This window comes from Hydrogenophaga aquatica, from assembly GCF_054780915.1.
Genome location: NZ_BAAGVK010000011.1, coordinates 54,629 through 78,691, shown reverse-complemented (window position 1 = coordinate 78,691; position 24,063 = coordinate 54,629). Strand labels below are relative to the sequence as shown.

23 protein-coding genes are annotated in these 24,063 nt (G+C 64.1%); 11 read left to right on the top strand and 12 right to left on the bottom strand.

Annotated elements, in window-relative coordinates; genetic code table 11:
- Positions 1-91: 91 nt before the first annotated feature.
- Entirely contained in the window at positions 92-862 is a 771-nt protein-coding gene (locus tag ACYVHH_RS07835) for a 3-hydroxybutyrate dehydrogenase (protein WP_460564577.1), read from the top strand.
- A 9-nt stretch (positions 863-871) separates the two neighbouring features.
- Here the strand turns inward: ACYVHH_RS07835 and ACYVHH_RS07830 are convergent, their stop codons facing one another.
- Positions 872-1,510 carry an SIMPL domain-containing protein gene (locus ACYVHH_RS07830; protein WP_460564576.1) on the bottom strand — a complete coding sequence of 213 codons (639 nt, stop codon included), beginning with the start codon at positions 1,508-1,510 and terminating at the stop codon, positions 872-874.
- A 261-nt stretch (positions 1,511-1,771) separates the two neighbouring features.
- Between ACYVHH_RS07830 and ompR the strand changes: the two genes are divergently transcribed.
- Positions 1,772-2,509: an osmolarity response regulator transcription factor OmpR gene (gene ompR, locus ACYVHH_RS07825; protein ID WP_460564575.1), complete on the top strand. Its 738-nt coding sequence runs from the start codon at positions 1,772-1,774 to the stop codon at positions 2,507-2,509.
- Complete coding sequence (locus ACYVHH_RS07820; protein ID WP_460564574.1) at positions 2,490-3,824, top strand: sensor histidine kinase; 1,335 nt, start codon at positions 2,490-2,492, stop codon at positions 3,822-3,824. The genes ompR and ACYVHH_RS07820 overlap by 20 nt, the downstream gene beginning before the upstream one ends.
- 3 nt (positions 3,825-3,827) lie before the next feature.
- On the opposite strand, the gene ispF is transcribed toward ACYVHH_RS07820, so the two are convergent.
- Together ispF and ispD are read right to left on the bottom strand one after the other, a co-directional pair.
- Complete coding sequence (ispF, locus tag ACYVHH_RS07815; RefSeq protein ID WP_460564573.1) at positions 3,828-4,334, bottom strand: 2-C-methyl-D-erythritol 2,4-cyclodiphosphate synthase; 507 nt, start codon at positions 4,332-4,334, stop codon at positions 3,828-3,830.
- Positions 4,331-5,104 (bottom strand): 2-C-methyl-D-erythritol 4-phosphate cytidylyltransferase, encoded by a 774-nt coding sequence (gene ispD, locus ACYVHH_RS07810; protein ID WP_460564572.1) that lies wholly within the window; start codon positions 5,102-5,104, stop codon positions 4,331-4,333. Before ispD ends, ispF begins: the two co-directional genes overlap by 4 nt.
- Positions 5,105-5,193: 89 nt before the next feature.
- Here ispD and mfd point away from each other — a divergent pair, with 89 nt between their 5' ends.
- From mfd to ACYVHH_RS07790, 4 genes are all read left to right on the top strand, one after another.
- On the top strand, positions 5,194-8,676 hold the full coding sequence (gene mfd / locus ACYVHH_RS07805) for a transcription-repair coupling factor (RefSeq protein ID WP_460564571.1): 3,483 nt from the start codon (positions 5,194-5,196) through the stop codon (positions 8,674-8,676).
- 88 nt (positions 8,677-8,764) lie between these two features.
- Positions 8,765-9,283, top strand: a complete 519-nt coding sequence (locus ACYVHH_RS07800) for a DUF4405 domain-containing protein (protein WP_460564570.1) — start codon at positions 8,765-8,767, stop codon at positions 9,281-9,283.
- A gap of 87 nt (positions 9,284-9,370) precedes the next feature.
- The gene (serB, locus tag ACYVHH_RS07795; protein ID WP_460564569.1) at positions 9,371-10,093 is read left to right on the top strand and encodes a phosphoserine phosphatase SerB; all 723 of its coding nucleotides are present in this window, start codon (positions 9,371-9,373) and stop codon (positions 10,091-10,093) included.
- Between the two features lie 19 nt (positions 10,094-10,112).
- Positions 10,113-11,396 carry a DEAD/DEAH box helicase gene (locus ACYVHH_RS07790; protein ID WP_460564568.1) on the top strand — a complete coding sequence of 428 codons (1,284 nt, stop codon included), beginning with the start codon at positions 10,113-10,115 and terminating at the stop codon, positions 11,394-11,396.
- 22 nt (positions 11,397-11,418) lie between these two features.
- Here ACYVHH_RS07790 and ACYVHH_RS07785 read toward each other — a convergent pair whose 3' ends face one another.
- The 3 genes from ACYVHH_RS07785 to ACYVHH_RS07775 form a co-directional block, all read right to left on the bottom strand.
- On the bottom strand, positions 11,419-11,754 hold the full coding sequence (locus ACYVHH_RS07785; RefSeq protein WP_460564567.1) for a DUF6172 family protein: 336 nt from the start codon (positions 11,752-11,754) through the stop codon (positions 11,419-11,421).
- Between the two features lie 85 nt (positions 11,755-11,839).
- Positions 11,840-12,004 carry a LiaI-LiaF-like domain-containing protein gene (locus ACYVHH_RS07780; protein ID WP_460564566.1) on the bottom strand — a complete coding sequence of 55 codons (165 nt, stop codon included), beginning with the start codon at positions 12,002-12,004 and terminating at the stop codon, positions 11,840-11,842.
- A gap of 11 nt (positions 12,005-12,015) precedes the next feature.
- Positions 12,016-13,206 carry an aminotransferase-like domain-containing protein gene (locus ACYVHH_RS07775; RefSeq protein ID WP_460565259.1) on the bottom strand — a complete coding sequence of 397 codons (1,191 nt, stop codon included), beginning with the start codon at positions 13,204-13,206 and terminating at the stop codon, positions 12,016-12,018.
- A gap of 33 nt (positions 13,207-13,239) precedes the next feature.
- On the opposite strand from ACYVHH_RS07775, the gene nth reads away from it, so the two are divergent.
- The 4 genes from nth to ACYVHH_RS07755 are packed head-to-tail and all read left to right on the top strand — an operon-like array spanning position 13,240 to position 16,251.
- Complete coding sequence (nth, locus tag ACYVHH_RS07770) at positions 13,240-13,872, top strand: endonuclease III (RefSeq protein ID WP_460564565.1); 633 nt, start codon at positions 13,240-13,242, stop codon at positions 13,870-13,872.
- 14 nt (positions 13,873-13,886) lie between these two features.
- A complete protein-coding gene (gene aat, locus ACYVHH_RS07765; RefSeq protein ID WP_460565258.1) occupies positions 13,887-14,657 on the top strand; it encodes a leucyl/phenylalanyl-tRNA--protein transferase in 771 nt (256 codons plus the stop codon).
- Complete coding sequence (locus ACYVHH_RS07760; RefSeq protein ID WP_460564564.1) at positions 14,654-15,415, top strand: arginyltransferase; 762 nt, start codon at positions 14,654-14,656, stop codon at positions 15,413-15,415. Before aat ends, ACYVHH_RS07760 begins: the two co-directional genes overlap by 4 nt.
- Before the next feature lie 41 nt (positions 15,416-15,456).
- Positions 15,457-16,251, top strand: coding sequence for an IclR family transcriptional regulator (locus ACYVHH_RS07755; protein WP_460564563.1), 795 nt, complete (start codon positions 15,457-15,459; stop codon positions 16,249-16,251).
- A gap of 45 nt (positions 16,252-16,296) precedes the next feature.
- Here the strand turns inward: ACYVHH_RS07755 and ACYVHH_RS07750 are convergent, their stop codons facing one another.
- From ACYVHH_RS07750 to ACYVHH_RS07725, 6 genes are all read right to left on the bottom strand, one after another.
- Complete coding sequence (locus ACYVHH_RS07750) at positions 16,297-17,370, bottom strand: D-alanyl-D-alanine carboxypeptidase family protein (protein ID WP_460565257.1); 1,074 nt, start codon at positions 17,368-17,370, stop codon at positions 16,297-16,299.
- Between the two features lie 260 nt (positions 17,371-17,630).
- Positions 17,631-19,172: a 2-isopropylmalate synthase gene (locus tag ACYVHH_RS07745; RefSeq protein ID WP_460564562.1), complete on the bottom strand. Its 1,542-nt coding sequence runs from the start codon at positions 19,170-19,172 to the stop codon at positions 17,631-17,633.
- Between the two features lie 259 nt (positions 19,173-19,431).
- Positions 19,432-20,244: a CDP-diacylglycerol--serine O-phosphatidyltransferase gene (gene pssA / locus ACYVHH_RS07740; protein WP_460564561.1), complete on the bottom strand. Its 813-nt coding sequence runs from the start codon at positions 20,242-20,244 to the stop codon at positions 19,432-19,434.
- Positions 20,245-20,347: 103 nt separating this feature from the next.
- On the bottom strand, positions 20,348-21,364 hold the full coding sequence (gene ilvC / locus ACYVHH_RS07735) for a ketol-acid reductoisomerase (protein WP_460564560.1): 1,017 nt from the start codon (positions 21,362-21,364) through the stop codon (positions 20,348-20,350).
- 107 nt (positions 21,365-21,471) lie between these two features.
- Entirely contained in the window at positions 21,472-21,963 is a 492-nt protein-coding gene (ilvN, locus tag ACYVHH_RS07730) for an acetolactate synthase small subunit (RefSeq protein WP_460564559.1), read from the bottom strand.
- 123 nt (positions 21,964-22,086) lie between these two features.
- Positions 22,087-23,862, bottom strand: a complete 1,776-nt coding sequence (locus ACYVHH_RS07725) for an acetolactate synthase 3 catalytic subunit (protein ID WP_460564558.1) — start codon at positions 23,860-23,862, stop codon at positions 22,087-22,089.
- Positions 23,863-24,063: the final 201 nt, after the last annotated feature.

The window sequence follows — 24,063 nt, the reverse complement described above, 5'->3', positions numbered from 1 at the left end:
CCTTGCGGGGCAGTTCCTGACTCCCCTGCTGACTGGCCATGCGGCTGGTGCTTGCTGTGATCGTAATGGAAACGTCAACGGAGAATCCAACATGTTGAAAAACAAAACCGCACTCGTTACCGGCTCCACCAGCGGCATCGGGCTGGGCATTGCCAAGGCACTGGCGCGGCAAGGTGCCAATATCGTGCTCAATGGCTTTGGCGACGTGGAAGCCGCCAAGGCCGAGGTGGCTGGGCTGGGCGTCCAGGTGCTCTACCACGGCGCCGACATGAGCAAGCCCGCCGAGATCGAGGACATGATGGCCAGCGCCGCGAAAGCGTTCGGCCAGGTGGATGTGCTGGTCAACAACGCCGGCATCCAGCACGTCTCGAACATCGAGGACTTTCCCGCAGAACGCTGGGACGCCATCATCTCCATCAACCTGAGCAGCGCCTTCCACACCACCCGCCTTGCCCTGCCCGCCATGAAGGCATCGAACTGGGGGCGCATCATCAACGTTGCATCGGTGCATGGGCTGGTGGCTTCGGCACAGAAGTCGGCCTACGTGGCGGCCAAACACGGTGTTGTGGGCCTGACCAAGGTGACGGCGCTGGAAACCGCCACCACAGGCGTGACGTGCAATGCCATCTGCCCGGGCTGGGTGCTGACGCCTCTGGTGCAGAAACAGGTGGACGCGAAAGCTGCCGCGCTGGGGCTGAGCAACGAGGAGGCCACCAAGCTTCTGCTGGGCGAGAAAGAGCCTTCGATGCAGTTCACCACCCCCGAGGAACTGGGCGAACTGGCCGTATTCTTCTGCTCGCCCGCCGCCAACAACGTGCGCGGCGTGGCCTGGAACATGGACGGCGGCTGGGCCGCCCAGTGAGCCGCCACCTTACTTGAGCTGCACGCTGCCCGAGACAGTGACCTGCACCGTGCTCTTGCCAGGCTCCACGGGCACTGGGGCAGCGCCGGCGGCGGCCATGTCCGCCATGGCGGCCACGCGCAGGCGGGGCTGCATGACCGCCACATCGCCGGAACTCACCGACACCTCGCGCAGCTCGTAGCCGCTGAAGCCGAAGCCCTTGGCCACACTGGCAGCGTTGGACCTGAACTGGCTGATCGCCTCTTGGCGGACCTCATCCTCGAGGCTGCGGCTAGCCTCCCGGCTGAGAGAGAAGGACATCTGGGAGATCGTCATGCCAGGGATGCGCCCTGCCAATGCCGACACCTTGGCCACGTCGCGCCCCTGGAGCAAAAGCTCTGCGCTCCCCTGCCAGCCTGCGATCTGGCCCTCGCGGCCATAACGGGGTTGAACGGTGAAACCGCCGCTGCTGACTTCAACGGCACCGGCCTGCGCTCCGGCACGGGCCTGCACAAGGGCCTGTTCGAGCGCCACCTTCAGCTGGTTCTGCACCGTGGCGGCATCTCCGGCTTGATGGCGCGCCACGAGCACCACGGTCAGCCAGTCTTGCACGGCTTCGCGCTGCGCACTGGCACTCAATTGCACAACCTGCCGGGGCTCTGGCAGCATCTGAGCTTGCGCAACACTTGCCCCGGCCATGCCGGTCACCAGTAGAAAAGAAGACAACAGGTTCGTACGCATGGCAAGATTCAAAAAATTGAACAGGCGCACAGTTTGCCCGGATTCGGCCACAAATCCGATGCCTGCCCGGCATACGTCAAGGAAACCACGGCAACAACTGTAACCAGCTGTCATACACCGGTCTGCCGCCGTCTTCAACCGGGGGCTTGCCTGTCACAATGCTTTCTGTCACTTATCCAGAGCAAAAAGATGATCCAGCTTCCTCACCGACCTGATCGAATACTGGTGGTGGATGATGATGCCCGCATCCGCGACCTGCTGTACCGTTACCTGACCCAGGAGGGTTTCGACGTGCTGCTCGCGGAAGACGGGCGCGCCCTGAGCCGGGTGTTGTTGCGCGACTCGGTGGACCTCATCGTGCTCGACCTGATGCTGCCCGGGGAGGATGGCCTGAGCATCTGCCGCCGCTTGCGCGCGCAGAACGACCGCACCCCGATCATCATGCTGACCGCCAAGGGGGAAGACATCGACCGCATCGTCGGCCTGGAGGTCGGTGCGGACGACTACCTGGGCAAACCCTTCAATCCCCGCGAACTGCTCGCGCGTATCCACGCCGTTCTGCGCAGGCGCCCGCCCCCGGAGGTACCTGGCGCGCCTTCGAACGACATGGAGGTCGTGCGCTTCGGCCCCTTTGAACTGGACCTGGGAAAACGCACACTGAGCAAGAACGGCGAAGACCTGCCGCTGACGACCGGCGAGTTCGCCATGCTGAAGGCACTGGTGCGTCACCCGCGTCAGCCCCTGTCGCGTGACAAGCTGGCTCAGCTGGCCCGCGGACGAGAGTTCGAACCGTTCGATCGCAGCCTGGATGTGCAGGTGTCCCGCCTGCGCAAGATCATCGAAACCGACCCTTCCTCGCCGCGCTACCTGCAGACGGTCTGGGGTGTGGGTTACGTCTTCGTGCCGGATGATCCCAGCGAACAGTAACAGCCGGGGCATCAGCCTTTTCTGGCGGACGTTCCTGTTCCTGAGCGCGCTGCTGTTCGGCTGCATCCTTGCCTGGTTCCAGACCTTCCGTGCGCTGGAAGAGGAGCCCCGTGCGCTGCAGAGCGCCCGGCAGCTCGCTTCGCTCGTGAACCTGACGCGGGCAGCCTTGATGCACGCAGACGCCATTGCCCGCGTGTCCCTGGTCAAGACCCTGGTCGACCAGGAAAACGTGCGCATTGCCGTGCGCGAACCCAGCGACACCTTCTCGCCCTACGACCGCGACACGCTGAGCCGTCACATACAGGAAGCGCTGGCCTCCCGCCTGGGTGGGGACACGATCGTCGCGCGGGAGGTGAACGGGTTTCCGGGCTTGTGGATCGGCTTCAATATCGGAGAGGAAACATACTGGCTGCTGGCCGACCCGGAGCGGATCGGCTCTGTGGAAGGCACGACCTGGCTGGTCTGGCTGGCGATAGCGGCCAACCTATCGCTGGTGGGCGCGGTGCTGATGGCGCGCCTGATCAACCGCCCGCTCAAGAAGCTGTCGATTGCCGCTGCGCGTGTCCGCGAAGGCGATTTTCAGGCCAGCCATCTGGACGAGCACGTTCCCACGAGCGAGATCCGCGAGGTCAACATAGGCTTCAACCGGATGGCAGAGCGCCTGCACAAGGCCGAGGCGGAACGTGCACTGATGCTGGCGGGCATCTCCCACGACCTGCGCACGCCCCTGGCGCGCCTTCGGCTGGAAACCGAAATGAGCGTCAGTGACGAGACGGCAAGGACAAACATGGCCGCGGACATTGAACAGGTCACGGCCATCATCGACAAGTTTCTGGACTATGCCCGCGCGGACCACGCCAAGCTTGAGGACATCCCCTTGGCGCCGGTCCTGGAAGCTGCGCTGCAACGCCAGCCCCCAGACGAGCTGATCGTGACGATGGAGAAGACAGCCCAGGATGCGCGCGTTCGGGCCGACCCTGTGGAACTGCGCCGTGTGATTGTCAACCTGCTCGAGAACGCGCGCCGCTACGCCCGCACTGGCACCGAGCCTGCACGGATCAACATCGCCACCGCCCGGCAGGGGCAATGGGTTGAAGTGACTCTGCGGGACTATGGCCCCGGCGTGCCCGAGGAACAGGTCAAGCGCCTGACGGAGCCCTTCTTCCGTGGCGACGAGGCCCGTACCGCTGCCACAGGGTCTGGTCTGGGTCTGGCCATCGTCAGCAAGACCATTGCCCACATGGGCGGCGAGTTCGAACTGGCGAACCACCCCGAAGGTGGCCTGATCGCGCGCCTGCACCTGCGCGCGGTCTGAGCGTCAGGCGGCCACCAGCAGCGCCACGGCGCGCGCCTCGATGCTCAAGCCCTGCCCCACGGGGCCGAGACGTTCAGCGGTCTTGGCCTTGACGTTCACACGCTCCACCGGCACTTGCAGCAGCTGCGCAATGCGTTCGCGCATGGCGGCCTTGTAGGGTGCCAGCTTGGGAGCCTGTGCCACCACGGTGGCGTCCACGTTGCCTACAACAAAGCCCTCTGCCTGCACCGCGCGCAGGGCCTCGGCCAGCAATACGCCCGAATCGGCCCCGGCAAAGCGTTCATCGGTATCAGGGAAGTGGGTGCCGATGTCGCCCAGGCCTGCCGCACCCAGCAGGGCGTCTGTGATGGCGTGCAGCAGGGCGTCCGCGTCGGAATGCCCCAGCAGGCCGCGGTGGTGAGGCACAGGCACTCCACCGAGGACGAGCGCCCGGCCGGGCACCAGCGCATGGACATCCCAACCCTCCCCTATGCGAAAGGGAACGGTGTGTTTAGACGAAGAAGCAGTCATGACGTTTGCCCGCGCAGCTGGAGCAGAGCCTCGGCCAACGCGAAATCCTCCGGGTAGGTAACCTTGAAATTCTGGGCACTGCCGCGAACGAGCAAAGGGTGCCCACCCTGCGCCTCAATGGCGCTGGCCTCGTCTGTGATGCCGGCAAAGCCACTAGGCTCTGTCCGCTGCAACGCGCGCCGCAGGTTGCCCATACGGAACATCTGCGGCGTCTGGGCAAGCCATTTGTCTGCCCGGTCAACCGTGGCAGTGGCACGCATCCCCCCGGAATCCGCCGTGGCCGCCTTGAGAGTATCCGGCAACGGCAGTGCAAGCAATCCGCCCACGGGGTCGTCCACGCACGCACCAATCAGGCTCTGTATCTGCGCCGGTGTCACAAGGCAGCGTGCCGCGTCGTGCACCAGCACCCAGTCGGACTCACGGGCGCCAGCGGCGTGCAACGCCTGCAGGCCGTTGAAAACGCTGTGGGCTCGCGTGGCTCCACCCACTTGCCAAACCCGCACCCTGGGGTCGGGTGAGGCCATGATCTGGTCGTCCGGTGCCACCACCACCACCACGCCGGCCAGCTCCGGCACGGCCAGAAAGGCACGCAGCGTGTGGTCGATGATGCGCGAGCCAGCAAGCACTTCGTACTGCTTGGGCCGGTCAAGCCCAGCCCGGCTGCCGCTGCCCGCGCAGGGAATCAGCGCGTAACAGCGCGCGACGGCGTCAGGCGCCTGTGGCAGTTCCACGGACTGGAGCGGGTCAAAAGGCTGTGCGGATGTGGTCATCGTTGCGCCGATTCTAAAATCACTGCCTTACCAAACCCCGCCCACGCCTGGAGCGGGGTATTCGTTTTTGCCTTGCGAGCCCCGCCCCGATGGACCTGCCCAGACTCACCCCCGGAAAACGCTACGCCCTGCCTCAACCCATCGGATCGGCGGACGCCTTGCTGCTGGCACGGCTGGGCCTGCGCGAGAAGGCTGCCGGACGGCCTGTGGCCATCGTCACTGCCGACGCGAGCGACGCCCAGCGCCTGCTGGACGAACTGCCCTTCTTCGCACCGGAGCTGCGCTGCGCCCTCTTCCCCGACTGGGAGACACTGCCTTACGATAGCTTCTCTCCGCACCAGGACCTGATCTCGGAACGGCTGGCCACGCTGTGGCGCATACAGCAACGCGACCAGAAACAAGGCGCCGACGTGGTGCTGGTACCCGCCACCACGGCGCTTTACCGGCTGGCGCCGCCCTCCTTCCTGGCAGGCTACACCTTCGAATTCAAGGTGAAGCAGAAGCTCGACGAGGCCAAGCTCAAGGCCCAGTTGACGCTGGCGGGCTACCAGCACGTCACCCAGGTGGTCAGCCCCGGCGAATACGCCGTGCGCGGCGGGTTGATCGACCTCTTTCCCATGGGCTCGCCCGTGCCCTACCGGGTGGACCTGTTCGACGACGAGATCGACTCCATCCGCACCTTCGACCCCGACAGCCAGCGCAGCCTCTACCCTGTGCCGGAAGTGCGCCTGCTGCCGGGCCGCGAATTCCCCATGGACGACACCGGGCGTGCCAAGTTCCGCGCCCGCTGGCGCGAACTGCTCGAAGGCGACCCGACCAAGAGCCGCATCTACAAGGACATGGGCAACGGCGTTGCCACGGCGGGTATCGAGTACTACCTGCCGCTGTTCTTCGACAGCACCGCCACCGTGTTCGACTACCTGGGCAACGACGCCACGCTGGTGCTGCACGGTGACCTGGAACCGGCTTTCCAGCGCTTCTGGCAGGACACGCGCGAACGCTACCGTCTGGTGCAGGGCGACCCTGACCGCCCCGCCCTGCCGCCTGAGACGCTGTTCCTGGACGCGGAAGGTTTCTATGCCGTGGCCAAGCCCCACATGCAGCTGGCCCTGCGCGCCGGAACGCAGGATGTGGAAGACAGTGCCTGGGTACAGGCCCTGCCCGAGCTGACCGCCCAGCGCGGCGCGGACGACCCGCTGGCCAAACTGCAAGCCCACCTGCGCAACACCCGCCAGCGCGTTCTGGTGCTGGCGGAAAGTGAAGGCCGCCGCGAAAGCCTGCTCGACTTCATCCGCGCCAGCGGCGTGAACCCACCCGTGTTCGACAGCCTGGCGGAATTCCAGAGCAGCGACGAAACCATAGGCATGGCCACGGCTGCGCTGGCCAAGGGTTTTTCCTGGCTCGAAGGCGGTATCGACTTTGTTACCGAGACCGAGCTGTTTGCCGCGGGCCCCACCACGCGCCGACGCAAGAAGCAGGAACAGGTCAGCGACGTCGATGCGCTCATCAAGGACCTGAGCGAGCTGAACGTCGGCGACCCCGTGGTGCACAGCCAGCATGGCATTGGCCGCTACCATGGCCTCATCAACATGGACCTGGGCGAGAAGAACCCCGACGGCTCACCCGCCTTGCAGGAGTTCCTGCACCTGGAGTACGCCAACGACGCCGTGCTCTACGTGCCGGTGAGCCAGTTGCAGCTCATCAGCCGCTACACCGGCGTGAGCGCCGAAGAGGCACCGCTGCACAGACTGGGCTCCGGCCAGTGGGAAAAGGCCAAACGCAAGGCCGCCGAGCAGGTGCGCGACGCTGCTGCGGAGTTGCTCAACATCTACGCCCGACGCGCCGCGCGCGAAGGGCATGCCTTCCGCTACTCCCCGCACGACTACGAGCAGTTCGCCAACGACTTTGGTTTTGAGGAAACGCCCGATCAGAAAGCGGCCATCCACGCCGTCGTGCAGGACATGATCAGCCCGCGCCCCATGGACCGCCTGGTGTGCGGCGACGTGGGCTTTGGCAAGACCGAGGTGGCCCTGCGCGCTGCCTTCGTGGCGGTGACGGGCGGCAAGCAGGTGGCCTTCCTGGCGCCCACCACGCTGCTGGCCGAACAGCACTACCAGACGCTGGTGGACCGCTTTGCCAAGTGGCCAGTGAAGATCGCCGAGATGAGCCGCTTCCGCACCACCAAGGAAATCAACGCTGCCATGAAAGGCATTGCCGACGGCACGGTGGACATCGTCGTGGGCACGCACAAGCTGCTCAGCGAAAAGGCCCAGTTCAAGAACCTCGGCCTGCTCATCATCGACGAGGAACACCGCTTTGGCGTGCGCCACAAGGAGGCGATGAAGGAGCTGCGCGCCGAGGTGGATGTGCTCACGCTCACTGCTACGCCCATTCCCCGCACGCTGGGCATGGCGCTGGAAGGGCTGCGCGACCTGAGCGTGATTGCCACCGCGCCGCAGCGCCGCCTGGCCATCAAGACCTTTGTGCGCAACGAAGGCAACGGCGTGATCCGCGAAGCGGTGCTGCGCGAACTCAAGCGTGGCGGGCAGGTGTACTTCCTGCACAACGAGGTGGAAACCATCGAGAACCGCAAACAGAAGCTGGAGGAAATACTGCCCGAGGCGCGCATTGCCATCGCCCACGGGCAGATGCCCGAGCGCGAACTGGAACGCGTCATGCGCGACTTCGTGGCACAGCGCTTCAACGTGCTGCTGTGCTCCACCATCATCGAAACCGGCATCGACGTGCCCACGGCCAACACCATCATCATGGCGCGGGCCGACAAGTTCGGCCTGGCGCAGCTGCACCAGTTGCGCGGGCGCGTGGGCCGCAGCCACCACCAGGCCTACGCCTACCTGCTGGTACCCGACATGGACGGCCTGACCAAGCAGGCCCAGCAGCGGCTGGAGGCCATTCAGGCCATGGAGGAACTGGGCAGCGGCTTCTACCTGGCCATGCACGACCTGGAAATCCGCGGCGCAGGCGAGGTGCTGGGTGAAAACCAGAGCGGCAACATGCTGGAAGTGGGCTTCCAGCTTTACAACGAGATGCTGAGCGAGGCCGTGGCATCGCTGAAGGCCGGGCGCGAGCCCGACCTGCTGGCCCCCTTGAGCGTGACCACAGACATCAACCTGCACGCCCCCGCGCTGCTGCCCAACGACTACTGCGGCGACGTGCACCTGCGCCTGAGCTTCTACAAAAAGCTGGCCACCGCCAAGACGAACGACCAGATCGACACGCTGCTGGAAGAGATCGTGGACCGCTTCGGCAAACTGCCGCCGCAGGCCCAGACCCTTATCGATGTGCACCGCCTGCGTGTGCTCAGCCAGCCCTACGGCGTGGCCAAGGTTGACGCCACCCCGGGCGTGATCGTCATCAGCTTCCGGCCCAACCCTCCGGTGGACCCGATGCGCATCATCGAACTGATCCAGAAGAACCGGCACATCAAGCTGGCGGGCAACGACAAGCTGCGCATCGAACGCGAGCTGCCCGAGCCCCACGCACGCGCCCAGATGGTGCGCGACGTGCTGCGTTCGCTGGGGCAACCCGCTGCAGCCAAGGCCACGGCCTGAGCAGCTTTACCGCCGGTTCACACAGGGCACACAATGACTTGAAGCGGGAGCGGGAGACTGCAGGCATTCAACAACCGGAGGAAACCCGATGAACCTGCAACGCCAACGCCCCTGGATCACGCCCCTGGTGATCGGCTCCTTTCTGCTGCTCACCGTCACCGGTGTGCTGATGTTCTTCCACCTGGACAGCGGCCTGAACAAGACCGTGCACGAATGGCTAAGCTGGGTGATGGTGGCCGGGGTAGCGCTGCACATCGGGCTGAACCTGCCCGCCTTCAAACGCTACCTCACGCAGCGTACCGCGCGCTGGGTCATCGGGGTGTTCGTGGCGGTGCTGGCGCTGAGCTTCGTCCGCCTGCCGGGGGCCTCGTCAGAACCGCCCTTTATCGCCCCTGCCAAGGCCCTGGCTGCCGCGCCACTGCCAGTGCTGGCCCAGGTGGCTGGCGTGTCCACCGAAGAAATCAAACACCGGCTTGAAGCACAGCACGTCACCATAGACAACGAGCAACAGAGTGTCAGCGACATCATCGGCCCGGACGTGCGCAAGCAGATGAGCGTGCTCAAAGGCGTGCTATCGCCTGCCACCTCCCCTGCTGCTGGCAGCTGACCCCTGCCACCGGACGAAGCGGCTCCGGACCCGGCACAATACGGGCTTGGCCACCAGGCCCGTTTTTTTGTCCGCACCTACCCGCCCATGACTCCCCAGGAAATCGCCCCCGGCCTCGTCGTCCAACGCTTCACCCCGCCCCTGAAGCTGAGCGACTTCAAGCTCATCGCCTTCGACATGGACTCCACGCTCATCAACATCGAATGCGTGGACGAGATCGCCGACGCCGTGGGCCGCAAGGCCGAGGTGGCCGCCATCACCGAAGCGTCCATGCGCGGCGAGATCGCCGACTTCAAGGAAAGCCTGCGCCGCCGCGTGGCCCTGCTCAGGGGCGTGACCGTGGCTGACATGGAGCGCGTCTACGCCGAGCGCCTGCGAATCAACCCTGGCGCGGCGGAACTCATCCAGGCCTGCAAGGCCGCTGGCATGAAGGTGCTGCTGGTGTCAGGCGGCTTCACCTACTTCGCCAACCGCGTCAAGGAACGCCTGGGCATCGACTTCGCCCGCTCCAACGTGCTGGAGATTGAAAGCGGCCCGAACTGCGGCACCCTCACCGGCCGCATGGTGGACCAGTCCTGGGGCGACATCTGCGATGGCGCCGAGAAGCGCCGCACCCTGTTGGAAGTAGCCAGCCTGCTGGGCATAGAGCCGCACCAGTGCATTGCCATGGGCGACGGCGCCAACGACCTGCCCATGATGGCTGAAGCAGGCCTGTCGGTGGCCTACCATGCCAAACCCAAGGTGCGCGAGCAGGCCATGGTGGCGATCAACGAAGGCGGCCTGGACCGCCTGCTGGAAGTCCTGCGCTGAATCCCACCCAAGGAACCCCGTGCCCTTTGCAGCCCTAGGCCTCACACCCGCACTCGCACAAGCAACCCAACGGCTTGGCTTTGCCGAGCCTACGCCCATACAAGCTGCGGCCATTCCCGCCATCTTGCGCGGTGCCGACGTGCAAGGCCAGGCACAAACCGGCTCCGGTAAAACCGCTGCCTACGTCTTGCCGCTGCTGCAGCACTTGCTCGAAAAACCGCAGCCAAATGGCCCCAGGGATGTTCGTGCCCTGGTGCTGGTACCCACACGCGAGCTGGCCCAACAGGCCGGGGATCTGCTGCGCGACGTGGTCCGCCACCTGCCAGCACGGACTGAAGGGTACCTGGGCCGAGGCCTGCCGAAGGTCGCTGTGGTGTTCGGGGGTGTTTCCATCAACCCGCAGATGATGGCCCTGCGCGGTGGCGCGGACCTGATCGTTGCCACCCCAGGCCGCCTGCTCGACCTCGTTGGCAACAACGCCCTCCGGCTTTCATCGGTAAAGCTACTGGTGCTGGACGAAGCCGACCGGCTGCTCGACCTCGGGTTTGCAGATGAACTGCAGCAAGTGCTGGCGCTGCTGCCGCGCCGCCGACAGAACTTGCTGTTCTCGGCCACCTTTCCCGCGGCTGTGCAGGGCTTGGCCAACACCCTGCTGCATGACGCCTTGCACATTCACATACCCGATGCGCCCGAAGACCTGAGCCGCATCGAGCAACGTGCCTATCATGTGGACGCGAACCGCCGCGTGCCGCTGCTGCGCCACCTCATCGAAGCTCACCACTGGAAGCAGGTGCTGGTGTTCGTGGCCACCCAGTACGCCGCCGAGCACATCGCCTTCAAGCTCAACAACAAGGGGCTGCGCGCCGTGGCCTTTCACGGCGGCTTGGCCCAAGGGGCTCGCCGCGAAGTGCTGGCAGGTTTCAAGAACGGGCAATGCGACGTGCTGGTGACCACCGACCTGGCGGCCAGGGGCATCGACATCACGCGCTTGCCTGTGGTGGTGAACTTCGACCTGCCACGCTCAGCCGTGGACTATGTCCACCGCATCGGGCGCACCGGGCGGGCGGGTGAAAAGGGCGTGGCGATCAGCCTGGTCAGCGCCGCGAGCTTGGCCCACTGGCGCTTGATTCAGAAACGACAGGGATTGGACATTCCTCTGACCATTGAAACAGGCTTTGCACCTGTGGAAACAGAGCCACCCGCCAACCAGGTTCAGGAAAGCACAGGCGGCGTCAAGGGCAAACGCCCCAGCAAGAAAGACAAACTTCGGGCAGCGGCGGCACAAGCCACCACCAAACCCTGAATCCTGCCTTGCCCGAGCAGACTCACTCCTGCTCGGGCGCCAAGTCACCCGCTGCGGAGGCATCCGCACCAGCCACCCTGGCCTGACGCACACCGGGCACCGCCAGGATTTCCACGTACACCTGTGTGGCCCCCGCCTGCGCCGCAGCGTCCAGGCGCGTACCCAGTTCATTGAGATGCGCCGCCTCTGCATTGTCAGGCTGTGTGCCGAACTTGCAGGCAAAGTCCAAGAAGTCCGCTCCATCTGGCAAGGGGCGGCGGCGTTCACGCTTCACGTACTTGTGCAACTCGTGCCTGATCGCGTCCAGCACGCGGGCGGGTTGCTTGCCCTCGGCATGCAGCAGAAATGTCTTTTTCATGTAGATCCTGTCCACGCCGGGCGGGGCCGACATGGCGCCCTGGCGGGAGCGCGATTATGCGCCCACCGGGCCTTGAGCGAATGCGTCAGCGCTTGGACGAGATCAGCCAGCTCACGCCCACCGCAATCAGCACCAGCGGCCACCAGACACCAATGATCTCCCGAATGCTGACTGTGATGAACCCGAGGTTGGACAACAGAAAGTACGTCCCCAGCAGGATCAGCGCGATCGCGGTGGTCTGGTTTTTCATGCGGCGGACTTTCAGAGCGCCTTGGCCAGGCGCTTGACGCCTTCGCGGATCTTCTCCACGTCAGACGTGGCAAAGCTCAGGCGCAGCGCAGCTGCATCAGGCTGATCGCAGTAGAAAGGAACCCCTGGGACAAAGGCAACGCCCTGATCGATGGCGCGCAGCGAATAGGCCTTGGCGTCGGTCTCGCGGCCACCCGCGCCCGTCAGGCGCGCCCACACGAACAAGCCGCCCTTGGGCTGCACGAAGTCAATCGCATCGCCCAGCTCTGCACGCAGGCTGTCGCACATGGTCTGCGCACGCTCGGCATACACGGCACGGGCACGCGCCAGGTTGGCATCCATGCGGCCAGCCTTCAGGTATTGCGCTGCCGTGGCCTGGGCAAAGGTGCTGGAGTTCGCGTCGCTGAACTGCTTGCACATCACGGCCTTGGCTTGCAACTCGGTCGGCGCAATCATCCAGCCCAGACGGAAACCTGCCGACAGCGTCTTGCTCAATGAGCCGCAGTGCACCAGCCAGTCACGGCTGCCTGGCACCTGTGCGCTCAACGCCAGCAGGCTGGGCGGCGGCGCCTCGCCAAAGTACAGGTCGCCGTAGGGGTCGTCCTCAACAAACAGCGTCTGGTACTTCACCGCCAGCTCCAGAATGCGCTTGCGGCGCTCCAGCGTCAGCGTGGCACCACTCGGGTTGCCGAAGGTGGGGATGAGGTAGACGAACTTGGGCCGGTGTTCGACGATCAGTTGCTCCAGCCGGTCCACCTGCACGCCCTCGCCGTCGATGGGCGCACTCACCAACTGTGCACCGTACAGGCGGAAGCACTGGATCGTGGCCAGGAAGGTAGGGCCCTCAACGATCACCTTGTCGCCGGGCGACACCAGCGTCTTGCCCAGCAGGTCCAGCGCCTGCTGGCTGCCGGTGGTCACCATCAATTGCTCGGGGGCCAGCTGGCTCACGCCCTTGGCTGCCATGAAGGCGGCCAACTGCTCGCGCAGCGGCTGGTAGCCCTCCGTGGCACCGTACTGCAAGGCACCGCCCGGCTCGTTGGCCAGCGCCGCCAGCGTGGCTTCGCGAATGCCGTCCACGTCCACCAGCGCGACATCCGGAAACCCGCCCGCGAAGCTGATGATGCCGGGCTTGCCCAGCAGCTTGAACAGATCGCGGATGGCGGAGGTTTCGACGTTGTTCAGGCGGTCGGCGAAACGGATCGCGGAAGGAGCACTCATGGGAGAATCGTCGGCATGAAAAAGGAAAACATCGAGCTGTTTTTCGCCACCCTGCAAGCGGCCAACCCACAGCCCAACACCGAGCTGGAGTATACGAGCGTGTTCGAGGTGCTGGCCGCGGTGCTGCTGAGCGCCCAGGCCACGGACGTGGGCGTCAACAAGGCCACGCGGCGGCTGTTCCCGGTGGCGAACACGCCCGCCCAGATCCTGGCGCTGGGTCAGGCCGGGCTGGAGGGTTACATCAAGACCATAGGCCTGTACCGCAGCAAGGCCAAGCACCTGCTGGAAGCCTGCCGCATCCTGGTGGAAAAACACGGTGGCCAGGTGCCGCGCGACCGTGAGGCACTGGAAGCCCTGCCGGGCGTGGGCCGCAAGACCGCGAACGTGGTGCTCAACGTGGCCTTTGGTGAGCCGACCATGGCCGTGGACACCCACATCTTCCGCCTGGGCAACCGCACCGGCCTGGCCCCGGGCAAGACGCCGCTGGAAGTGGAGAAAAAGCTGCTGCAACGCGTGCCTGCCAAATACCTGGAAGACGCCCACCACTGGCTCATCCTGCACGGGCGCTACGTGTGCCTGGCACGCAAACCCCAGTGCGGCCGCTGTGCTGTGGCCGCCTATTGCGATTACCCTGACAAGACACCTTGAGCCGCCACACCCCCATGCTGCCCTGGCTAGCGCCAGGAGAAGCGTTTCCACCACCTGAACAGGCCTGGGGCGCTGACGCCCCCATCCCCGGCCTGCTGGCCGCAGGCGGCGTGCTGGACGTACCCACCCTGCTGCGCGCCTATGCGGAGGGCATTTTCCCCTGGTACAGCAACGACCAGCCCGTGCTCTGGTGGAGCCCTGATCCCCGCATGGTGCTGCGTACGGGCAACTTCCGGCTCCACCCCTCCCTGCGCAAGGAAATACGCGCCGGGCTGCGCAGCGGCAAGCTGGAAATCCGGGTGGACACGGCATTCGAAACCGTCATACAGGCGTGCGCACAGATGCCACGCGCGGGGCAAAGCGGCACATGGATCGTGCCCGACATGGTGCAGGCCTACACCAGCCTGCACCAGGCAGGCCACGCCCACAGCGTGGAAACCTGGTGGGACGGCCAGCTGGCGGGCGGCCTCTACTGCGTCAACCTGGGCTGCATGGTGTTTGGCGAGTCCATGTTCAGCCGCCGAAGCAACGCGTCCAAGATGGCCCTGGCAGCGCTCGTCGCGTGCTGCCGGGCGTGGCACATACCAGCCATCGACTGCCAGCAGAACACCGCCCATCTGGCCAGCCTGGGCGCAACAGAGGAACCGCGCAGCCGTTTTCTGCTGACGGTGCGCGAGGCCATTCGCACACATGCCCCGGTGTGGCATTTCGACCCTCTATACTGGAATGCGTTGCTGGACCGCCCCATGCCACGCCACGGCACGACCGTACCGAACGCACCGTGACCCACCTCAAGGAACTACCGCTACACGCCCTGCAGTTCTATGCCACGGCGCCCTACCCTTGCAGTTACCTGCCGGGGCGGCTGGCGCGCTCCCAGGTGGCCACGCCCAGCCACCTCATCCACAGCGACACCTACTCTGAACTGGTGACCCACGGCTTTCGCCGCAGCGGCATGTTCACCTACCGCCCCCATTGCGACGGATGCCAGGCCTGCGTGCCCCTGCGCGTGAACGTGACGGCCTTTTCACCCAGCCGCAGCCAGCGGCGGGCCCACGCCAGGCATGCCAGCCTGCAGGCACGGGTGCTCAGCCTGGGGTTCGTGCAGGAGCACTACGAGCTTTACCTTCGCTACCAGCACAGCCGCCACCCCGGTGGCGGCATGGACCACGACAACGTCGACCAGTACAGCCAGTTTCTGCTGCAAAGCCGGACCAACTCCCGACTCGTCGAATTCGTGCAACCAGCCACCGCAGAACACGACGAGCGCGTGGTCATGGTGTCGGTGGTGGACATCCTCAGCGACGGCCTTTCTGCGGTCTATACGTTCTACGAACCCGACCCCAAAGCCAGTTACGGCACCTTCAACGTGCTCTGGCAGATCGAACAGGCGCGAGCGCTGCGCCTGCCCTACGTGTACCTGGGCTACTGGATCGCCGAAAGCCCGAAGATGAACTACAAAAGCCATTTCCAGCCATGCGAAGTGCTGGTGGACGGCCGTTGGCGCGCTTGGATACCCACTGACGGTATGCCACAAACTTGAATTTCATCTTGTAAAATTGCGTTGCCAACTTTGGGAACGCCATGACCAGACGCCAAGATACCCTGCCCAGTCAGCCCAGCGTGCAAGTGATTGAACGCATGTTCAATCTTCTGGAGGTCCTCTCCTCGCGTGAAGAGCCGGTTTCGCTCAAGGAAATCAGCGAGAAGACGGGCCTGCATCCCTCCACGGCACACCGCATCCTGAACGATCTGGCCATTGGCCGTTTTGTCGACCGCCCCGAAGCGGGCAGCTACCGTCTGGGCATGCGGCTGCTGGAACTCGGCAATCTGGTCAAGGCACGCCTGAACGTGCGGGATGCCGCCATGGGCCCCATGCGTGAGCTGCACAAGCAGATCCAGCAGCCCGTCAACCTGAGCGTGCGCCAGGGCGACGAGATCGTGTACGTGGAACGCGCCTACAGCGAACGCTCCGGCATGCAGGTCGTCCGTGCCATAGGCGGACGGGCGCCTTTGCACCTGACCTCCGTGGGCAAGCTCTTCCTGGCAGCCGACGACCCGCAACGGGTCAGGGCCTACGCCACCCGGACCGGACTCATGGGGAACACACGCAACAGCCTCACCCAACTGCCGCAACTGGAACGCGAACTGGCACAGTCCCGCCGCCTGGGCGTGGCACGCGACAACGAGGAACTGGAATTGGGTGTGCGATGCATGGCCGCTGGCATCTATGACGACCAGGGCAAGCTGGTGGCGGGGCTGTCGATCTCGGCACCGTCAGACCGTCTGGACGAGAACTGGCTGCCCAAGCTCCGGGCGACCGCAGACCAGATCAGCCGCTCCCTGGGATACCAGGGAGATGACTCGAGTCTGCACTGAAAACCCTGGGGCTCCACCTGGAAGCCCAAGGCATTGCTGCGTGGCTCAGATGCCCTTGCCAGCGTGGCCCGAAACGGTGGCTCCGCCGCCGAAAGAGGATTCGACCCAGCGGCGCAGACGCTCGGCGTCACCGACCCGGGCTGCCGGACCGGCTGCGTCCAGCAGAACCATGATCAACTGGCGCCCTGCGACACTCACCTGCATCACCAGGCACCGGCCAGCCTCACGGATGTAACCCGTCTTCTGCAAACCGATGTCCCAGTTGCCGCTGGCGACCAGCCGGTTGCTGTTGCGGTACTGGAGCACACGGCGCCCGTCGAGCGCCACCTCGTAGCTGGGCGACGTGGACAGGTCACGCAACATCGGGCGCTCGTAGGCCGCAGCCACCAGCACGGCCAGATCGCGGGCACTGGACTGGTTGGAGCTGGACAAACCGGTGGGGTCGACAAAACGCGTGTCCCTCATGCCGAGCTGCGCCGCCTTGTCGTTCATCATGCGCACGAAATGCTCCACACCGCCCGGGTAGGTGCGGCCCAACGCGTGGGCAGCGCGGTTTTCGCTGGACATCAAGGCAAGGTGAAGCGCCTCTTCGCGGGTCAGGCGAGCCCCAACCACCAGACGCGAGCCACTGTTCTTCAGCCGGTCGACATCGTCACTGGTAATGACGATGGTCTCGTCCATCGGCAGGTGGGATTCGGCGATCAGCAGACCGGTCATCAACTTGGTGAGAGACGCGATCGGCAGCACGGCCGTGTCGTTCTTGCGCAGCAGCACTTCGTTGGTATGCTGATCCATGACAAATGCGACCGTCGAGCTCAGATTCAGGGGATCGTCGGAGTGGCGCAGACCAAGTTGCTCGCCAAAAGACTCTGGCGTCGCAGCGGGCACGCTGCGCGCGGCAGTTGGTACCAGCGATGCCTTGTCGGTCTTGTAGGTGCGCTTGACGGCGACCTGAGCCTGGGTCTTCGCCTTGCTGGTCTTCCGGGCCACGACGACGGCCTTCTTGGGCCGCTTGGCAGACTGGGCCACTGCCGTCTTCTTCACCGCCTTGGAGCGCTGCTCAGCCACCCGCTTCTTGCTGGGTTCCGGTTGCGCAGACCAGGCTGCCGTGGAAACCATGCCGCAAAGAGACACCAGCAACACCGCCTTGGCGATGCCCCGGCTGATCGAAGAAAAACGGTTGCGCGACATAGCAATGTCCTCCATACCCAAGACCGACGCCTCAAAGTATAGAAGGAAAATCACAAAAAACAAGGAATATCAAAAGGTTGCGGCGACTTTTTAAGTCTGTATCGCAACAGCGCAACGTTCAGCAGCCCCAAAGACATGAAAAAGGGGCGGAAAAGCCGCCCCAATACTCCAACCTGTATACGGAAGGATCAACCCTGGGCAGCCACCCGGTCTGCCTTGCTGTGCAGCTTGGTCAGGGCACTCAGGTAGGCCTTGGCAGAAGCCACCACGATGTCGGGATCGGACCCGACGCCGTTGACGATGCGGCCGCCATGCTGCAGACGCACGGTCACTTCGCCCTGGCTCTCGGTCGAGCCGCTGGTGATGGCGTTCACGGAGTACAGCAGCATCTCCGCCCCGCTCTTCACGTGGCTCTCGATGGCCTTGAGCGAAGCGTCCACAGGACCATTGCCGTCCGATTCGCCTACATGCTCCTTGCCGTCGATGGTGAACACGACCTTGGCACGGGGACGCTCACCCGTCTCGCTGTGCTGCGCCAAGGAAACCAGGCCGTACTGCTCCTTCTCGGGCGTCACGCTTTCATCGCTGACGAGGGCAAGGATGTCCTCGTCGAAGATCTCGGCTTTGCGGTCGGCCAGTTCCTTGAACTTGGCGAAAGCGGCGTTGATCTCGCTCTCGGACTCCATCTCGATGCCCAGATCCTCCAGGCGCTGCTTGAAGGCGTTGCGCCCGCTGAGCTTGCCCAGCACGATCTTGTTGGCGCTCCAGCCCACGTCCTCGGCGCGCATGATCTCGTAGGTGTCGCGGGCCTTCAGCACGCCATCCTGGTGGATGCCGCTGGCATGGGCAAAGGCGTTCGCCCCCACCACGGCCTTGTTGGGCTGCACCACAAAACCGGTGGTCTGGCTGACCATGCGACTGGCGGGCACGATCTGGGATGTGTCAATGCCAACATCCAACCCGAAATAGTCGCGGCGCGTCTTGACCGCCATGACAATTTCTTCGAGCGAGCAGTTGCCCGCGCGCTCACCCAGGCCGTTGATGGTGCACTCCACCTGACGGGCCCCGCCGATCTTCACGCCAGCCAGGGAGTTGGCCACGGCCATGCCCAGGTCGTTGTGGCAGTGCACGCTCCAGATCGCCTTGTCGGCGTTGGGCACCTTCTCGCGCAGAGTCTTGATGAAGTTGCCGTAGAGCTCAGGGACGGCGTAACCCACCGTGTCAGGGATGTTGATGGTGGTGGCGCCTTCGGCGATCACCGCTTCCACCACACGGGCGAGGAAGTCGATCTCGCTGCGGTAACCGTCTTCAGCGCTGAACTCGATGTCGGCCACGAGGTTACGCGCAAAACGCACGGACTGACGGGCCTGTTCCAGCACCTGCTCGGGCGTCATGCGCAGCTTCTTCTCCATGTGGAGCGGGCTGGTCGCGATGAACGTGTGGATGCGCGCGCGCTCCGCGCCCTTGAGGGCTTCGGCCGCACGGGAAATGTCACGGTCGTTGGCACGGGCCAGGGAGCAGACCGTCGATTCCTTGATGTGGTCGGCTATGGCCTTGACCGACTCGAAGTCACCGTTGGAGCTGGCGGCAAAACCGGCCTCGATCACGTCCACCTTCAGGCGTTCCAGCTGCCGCGCAATGCGCAGTTTTTCGTCCTTGGTCATGGACGCGCCGGGCGACTGCTCGCCGTCACGCAAGGTGGTGTCGAAAATGATGAGTTTGTCGGTCATTCCAGTTCTCCGAGGGGCCGCCTCGTGGGCGGCGCTGACAAAACCCCGCAGTGTCGATGTCCAAAACAAACGGCCCGCTGCGGGTGCATACGGGCCGTTGGTTTTGAAAATGCGCGCGTTATACCATCTGCCCGTGAACGGTCAGAGCTAGTAGCAGGGAAGCGCGTGCGAAGTTCATGGGCTTCAATGTATCACAAAGACAGGCGATTGCCGATCGCAAATAACCATGTCGTTCCATCAATCAAAGCTATCGGTGGCGTCAGTCGTCGTGCAGGCCGCGCTCATCGGGCTCGTCGGTGGACGTGCTGATCACGCTGGTGGGCCTGCCCTTGGCCTTGCGCCAACCATAGACGGCGTAACCTGACAGGCCATAAAGCACAAACAGGCCAAACAGGACGGTGGGCGGGTGGATGTTGATGATGGCAATGCCCAGGGCCACCAGCACGATGGCAGCAAAGGGCACGCTCCTCTTCAGGCTGAGGTCCTTGAAGCTGTAGAACGGCACATTGGTGACCATGGTCAGACCGGCGTACAGCGTGATGACGAACATGGGCCATTCCAGATCGGTTCCCGCGTACTCCGCGTCGGTCATGAGCCAGATGAAGCCAGCCACCAGTGCAGCGGCGGCTGGCGACGGCAGGCCCTGGAAGTAGCGCTTGTCGACCACGCTGGTGTTGACGTTGAACCGTGCCAGGCGCAGTGCCGCGCAGGCGCAGTAAACGAACGCGGCGATCCAGCCCCAGCGCCCCAGGTCGCGCAGCGCCCACTCGTAGGCGATGAGCGCGGGCGCGGCACCGAAGGAAACCATGTCGGACAGCGAGTCCATCTGCTCACCGAAGGCGCTCTGGGTGTGGGTCAGGCGTGCCACGCGCCCGTCCAGACTGTCGAGCACCATGGCCACGAAGATGCCCACGGTGGCCAGATCGAAGCGGCCATTCATGGCCATGACCACGGCATAGAAGCCGCCAAAAAGCGCCGCCAGCGTGATCATGTTCGGCAAGACGTAGATGCCCTTGTGGGGCCGGTGCAGCTGGCGTTCGGGCGAATGCTGGGGGTCGTTACCTTCGTACATGGCAGGGAGTGTAAGGCAGCCTAGGCGCACGCCATGAAAAAAGCCGCCCGAAAGGGCGGCCGGATGCATGCGGAAGGGCGACTGCGGCCGCCAATCCGGATGATCAGTTGCGGGTCTGGTCGACCAGCTTGTTCTTGGCAATCCAGGGCATCATGGCGCGCAGCTGGGCACCCACCACTTCGATCTGGTGATCGGCGGTGTTGCGGCGGCGAGCAGTCATGCTCGGGTAGTTCAGGCGGCCTTCCTGGATGAACATCTTGGCGTAGTCACCGTTCTGGATGCGCTTCAGAGCGTTGCGCATGGCGGCACGGGACTCGTCGTTGATGACTTCGGGGCCGGTCACGTACTCGCCGAACTCCGCGTTGTTGGAGATCGAGTAGTTCATGTTGGCAATGCCGCCTTCGTAGATCAGGTCCACGATCAGCTTAAGCTCGTGCAGGCACTCGAAGTAGGCCATTTCGGGGGCGTAGCCAGCTTCCACCAGGGTTTCGAAGCCCATCTTGATCAGCTCGACGGCGCCACCGCACAGCACGGCCTGCTCGCCGAACAGGTCGGTCTCGGTCTCTTCCTTGAAGTTGGTCTCGATGATGCCAGCCTTGCCGCCGCCGTTGGCCATGGCGTAGCTCAGGGCCAGGTCACGGGCCTTGCCGGACTTGTCCTGGTGCACGGCCACCAGGTGGGGCACGCCGCCGCCCTGGGTGTAGGTGGAACGCACGGTGTGGCCGGGGGCCTTGGGGGCGACCATCCACACGTCCAGATCAGCGCGGGGCACGACCTGGTTGTAGTGCACGTTGAAGCCATGGGCGAAGGCCAGCGAAGCGCCTGCCTTGATGTTGGGCTCGACGTTGTTCTTGTAAACCTCGGCGATCTGCTCGTCGGGCAGCAGGATCATGACGACGTCTGCAGCCTTGACGGCGTCGTTGACTTCCATCACGGTCAGGCCGGCCTTGCCAACCTTGTCCCAGGAAGCGCCGCCCTTGCGCAGGCCGACCACGACCTTCACGCCGCTGTCGTTCAGGTTCTGGGCGTGGGCGTGGCCCTGCGAGCCGTAGCCGATGATGGCAACCGTCTTGCCCTTGATCAGGCTCAGGTCACAGTCTTTGTCGTAGAAAACTTTCATGGTTGGTCCTCGTTGGTATGTGTTGCCGCTCGTGGAAGAGCCCGTCGAAGGGCTTCGACAGACCCAGCCCGAGCGGCGGCTTGGCTGAGCCCGAAAAACATGGAATGTTAAACGCGAAGTATGCGTTCGCCGCGTCCGATGCCGCTGGCGCCGGTGCGCACCGTCTCCAGGATGGCGGTGCGGTCAATGGCTTCCAGGAAGGCGTCGTTCTTGGACTGGTCGCCGGTGAGCTCGATGGTGTAGCTCTTTTCGGTCACGTCGATGATGCGGCCACGGAAGATGTCGGCCATGCGCTTCATCTCCTCGCGTTCCTTGCCCACGGCTCGGACCTTCACCATCATGAGCTCACGCTCGGTGTAGGCGCCTTCCGTCAGGTCCACCACCTTGACCACTTCGATGAGGCGGTTGAGGTGCTTGGTGATCTGCTCGATGACGTCGTCGGAACCGGTGGTCTGGATCGTCATGCGCGACAGCGACGGGTCTTCCGTGGGGGCCACGGTGAGCGACTCGATGTTGTAGCCACGGGCCGAGAACAGGCCCACCACGCGGGACAAGGCGCCAGCCTCGTTCTCCAGCAAAACGGCGATGATGTGTTTCATGTGATTCCTCTTTTCTGAGCCCTCCCCCGCGCACGGTAATGCGCGGGCTTGGCTGCAAATAGATTCGTCTTGGGGGTGACCCGGCCGCCTGGAGGCAGCCTCGGGCCAGGAAGAGTGAACGGGTTACAGGTCCTCGGCGCCCAGCAGCATCTCGGTGATGCCCTTGCCGGCCTGCACCATCGGGAACACGTTCTCGGTGGGGTCGGTGCGGAAGTCCATGAACACGGTGCGGTCCTTGAGCTTGCGGGCCTCGCGCAGTGCCGGCTCGACGTCTTGTGGACGCTCGATCAGCATGCCGACGTGGCCATACGCCTCCGCCAGCTTCACGAAATTGGGCAACGCGTCCATGTAGCTGTGGCTGTAGCGGCCGGAGTATTCGATCTCCTGCCACTGGCGCACCATGCCCAGATAACGGTTGTTGAGCGAGAGGATCTTGATCGGCGTGTTGTACTGCAGGCAGGTGGAGAGTTCCTGGATGCACATCTGCACGGAACCTTCACCGGTGACGCAATACACCTCGCTCTCGGGCTTGGCGAGCTTGATGCCCATGGCGTAGGGAATGCCCACGCCCATGGTGCCCAGACCGCCCGAGTTGATCCAGCGGCGCGGCTCGTTGAACTTGTAGAACTGGGCCGCCCACATCTGGTGCTGGCCGACGTCGGACGTGATGTAGGCATCGGCGTCCTTGGTCATGTTCCACAGGGTCTCGATCACCATCTGCGGCTTGATGACCTCGGTGTTGTTGCGGTCGTACTTCAGGCAGTCGCGGCTGCGCCAGCCTTCGATGCTTTCCCACCAGGCGGACAGGGCCTGTGCGTCGGGCTTTTGCTGGCCTTCCTTGATCATGGAGATCAGCTCGGTCAGCACGTCCTTCACGTCGCCGACGATGGGCACGTCCACCTTCACCCGCTTGGAGATGCTGGATGGGTCGATGTCGATGTGGATGATCTTGCGCTCGTTCTGCGCGAAGTGCTTGGGGTTGCCGATGACACGGTCATCAAAGCGCGCACCCACAGCCAGCAGCACGTCGCAGTTCTGCATGGCGTTGTTGGCTTCGATGGTGCCGTGCATGCCCAGCATGCCAAGGAACTTGCGGTCGGTGGCCGGGTAGGCGCCCAGGCCCATCAGGGTGTTGGTGACCGGGTAGCCCAGCATGTCCACCAGGGTTCGCAGTTCCTGCACGGCGTTGCCCAGCAGCACACCGCCACCGGTGTAGATGTAGGGCCGCTTGGCCGACATCAGCAGTTGCAGCGCCTTGCGGATCTGCCCGCCGTGGCCCTTGCGCACCGGGTTGTACGAGCGCATGGACACCGATTCGGGGTAGCCGGTGTAGGGAATCTTCTTGAAGGAAACGTCCTTCGGGATGTCCACCACCACGGGGCCAGGGCGGCCGCTGCGGGCGATGTGGAAGGCCTTCTTCATCGTCTCGGCCAGATCGCGCACGTCCTTGACGAGGAAGTTGTGCTTGACGATGGGCCGCGTGATGCCGACGGTGTCGCATTCCTGGAAGGCGTCCAGGCCGATGGCGGCCGTGGGCACCTGGCCGGAGATGATCACCATCGGGATGCTGTCCATGTACGCCGTGGCGATGCCGGTGACGGCATTGGTCAGGCCAGGGCCGGAGGTGACCAGGGCCACACCGACCTCGCCCGTGGCGCGGGCAAAGCCGTCAGCAGCGTGCACTGCAGCCTGTTCGTGGCGCACCAGCACGTGCTGAATGGTGTTTTGACGGTAGAGAGCGTCGTAAATGTAGAGAACTGCGCCGCCGGGATAGCCCCAGATGTGCTTGACGCCTTCGGCCTGGAGGGCGCGCACCATGATGTCGGCGCCCATGAGTTCTTCTGTGACGGGGTGTTGGCCAGCAGCGGCCGCGGCCATTTCGGCCTTGTTGATTTCCATGATGAACCTTTCGAGAATTTCTCTAACGAAAAACCTTGGGTGCCCCTTGACTCACCCTCGTGAGGCAGTCTTGGGACTTGAGGCCAAAGCCATGGCGAAGCCTGTTCGCGCAACCTTGACCCGTTTGCCATTGATGTTTTGCAATCTTTCATTATCGCACTGCAACATCGTTTGGCCATGACAGCTGCCGCTTTTTTTCTG

What these genes read in the sequence shown, in the direction of transcription:
- ilvN (WP_460564559.1), bottom strand. Translation starts at nt 21,963, where the DNA reads ATGAAACACATCATCGCCGTTTTGCTGGAGAACGAGGCTGGCGCCTTG.
- ACYVHH_RS07725 (WP_460564558.1), bottom strand. Translation starts at nt 23,862, where the DNA reads ATGGAAATCAACAAGGCCGAAATGGCCGCGGCCGCTGCTGGCCAACAC.
- ACYVHH_RS07800 (WP_460564570.1), top strand. Translation starts at nt 8,765, where the DNA reads ATGAACCTGCAACGCCAACGCCCCTGGATCACGCCCCTGGTGATCGGC.
- ACYVHH_RS07745 (WP_460564562.1), bottom strand. Translation starts at nt 19,172, where the DNA reads ATGACCGACAAACTCATCATTTTCGACACCACCTTGCGTGACGGCGAG.
- ilvC (WP_460564560.1), bottom strand. Translation starts at nt 21,364, where the DNA reads ATGAAAGTTTTCTACGACAAAGACTGTGACCTGAGCCTGATCAAGGGC.
- serB (WP_460564569.1), top strand. Translation starts at nt 9,371, where the DNA reads ATGACTCCCCAGGAAATCGCCCCCGGCCTCGTCGTCCAACGCTTCACC.
- aat (WP_460565258.1), top strand. Translation starts at nt 13,887, where the DNA reads ATGCTGCCCTGGCTAGCGCCAGGAGAAGCGTTTCCACCACCTGAACAG.
- ACYVHH_RS07785 (WP_460564567.1), bottom strand. Translation starts at nt 11,754, where the DNA reads ATGAAAAAGACATTTCTGCTGCATGCCGAGGGCAAGCAACCCGCCCGC.
- ispF (WP_460564573.1), bottom strand. Translation starts at nt 4,334, where the DNA reads ATGACTGCTTCTTCGTCTAAACACACCGTTCCCTTTCGCATAGGGGAG.
- ACYVHH_RS07835 (WP_460564577.1), top strand. Translation starts at nt 92, where the DNA reads ATGTTGAAAAACAAAACCGCACTCGTTACCGGCTCCACCAGCGGCATC.
- mfd (WP_460564571.1), top strand. Translation starts at nt 5,194, where the DNA reads ATGGACCTGCCCAGACTCACCCCCGGAAAACGCTACGCCCTGCCTCAA.
- ACYVHH_RS07820 (WP_460564574.1), top strand. Translation starts at nt 2,490, where the DNA reads ATGATCCCAGCGAACAGTAACAGCCGGGGCATCAGCCTTTTCTGGCGG.
- ACYVHH_RS07830 (WP_460564576.1), bottom strand. Translation starts at nt 1,510, where the DNA reads ATGCTGCCAGAGCCCCGGCAGGTTGTGCAATTGAGTGCCAGTGCGCAG.
- ACYVHH_RS07750 (WP_460565257.1), bottom strand. Translation starts at nt 17,370, where the DNA reads ATGGTTTCCACGGCAGCCTGGTCTGCGCAACCGGAACCCAGCAAGAAG.
- nth (WP_460564565.1), top strand. Translation starts at nt 13,240, where the DNA reads ATGAAAAAGGAAAACATCGAGCTGTTTTTCGCCACCCTGCAAGCGGCC.
- ompR (WP_460564575.1), top strand. Translation starts at nt 1,772, where the DNA reads ATGATCCAGCTTCCTCACCGACCTGATCGAATACTGGTGGTGGATGAT.
- pssA (WP_460564561.1), bottom strand. Translation starts at nt 20,244, where the DNA reads ATGTACGAAGGTAACGACCCCCAGCATTCGCCCGAACGCCAGCTGCAC.
- ispD (WP_460564572.1), bottom strand. Translation starts at nt 5,104, where the DNA reads ATGACCACATCCGCACAGCCTTTTGACCCGCTCCAGTCCGTGGAACTG.
- ACYVHH_RS07780 (WP_460564566.1), bottom strand. Translation starts at nt 12,004, where the DNA reads ATGAAAAACCAGACCACCGCGATCGCGCTGATCCTGCTGGGGACGTAC.
- ACYVHH_RS07755 (WP_460564563.1), top strand. Translation starts at nt 15,457, where the DNA reads ATGACCAGACGCCAAGATACCCTGCCCAGTCAGCCCAGCGTGCAAGTG.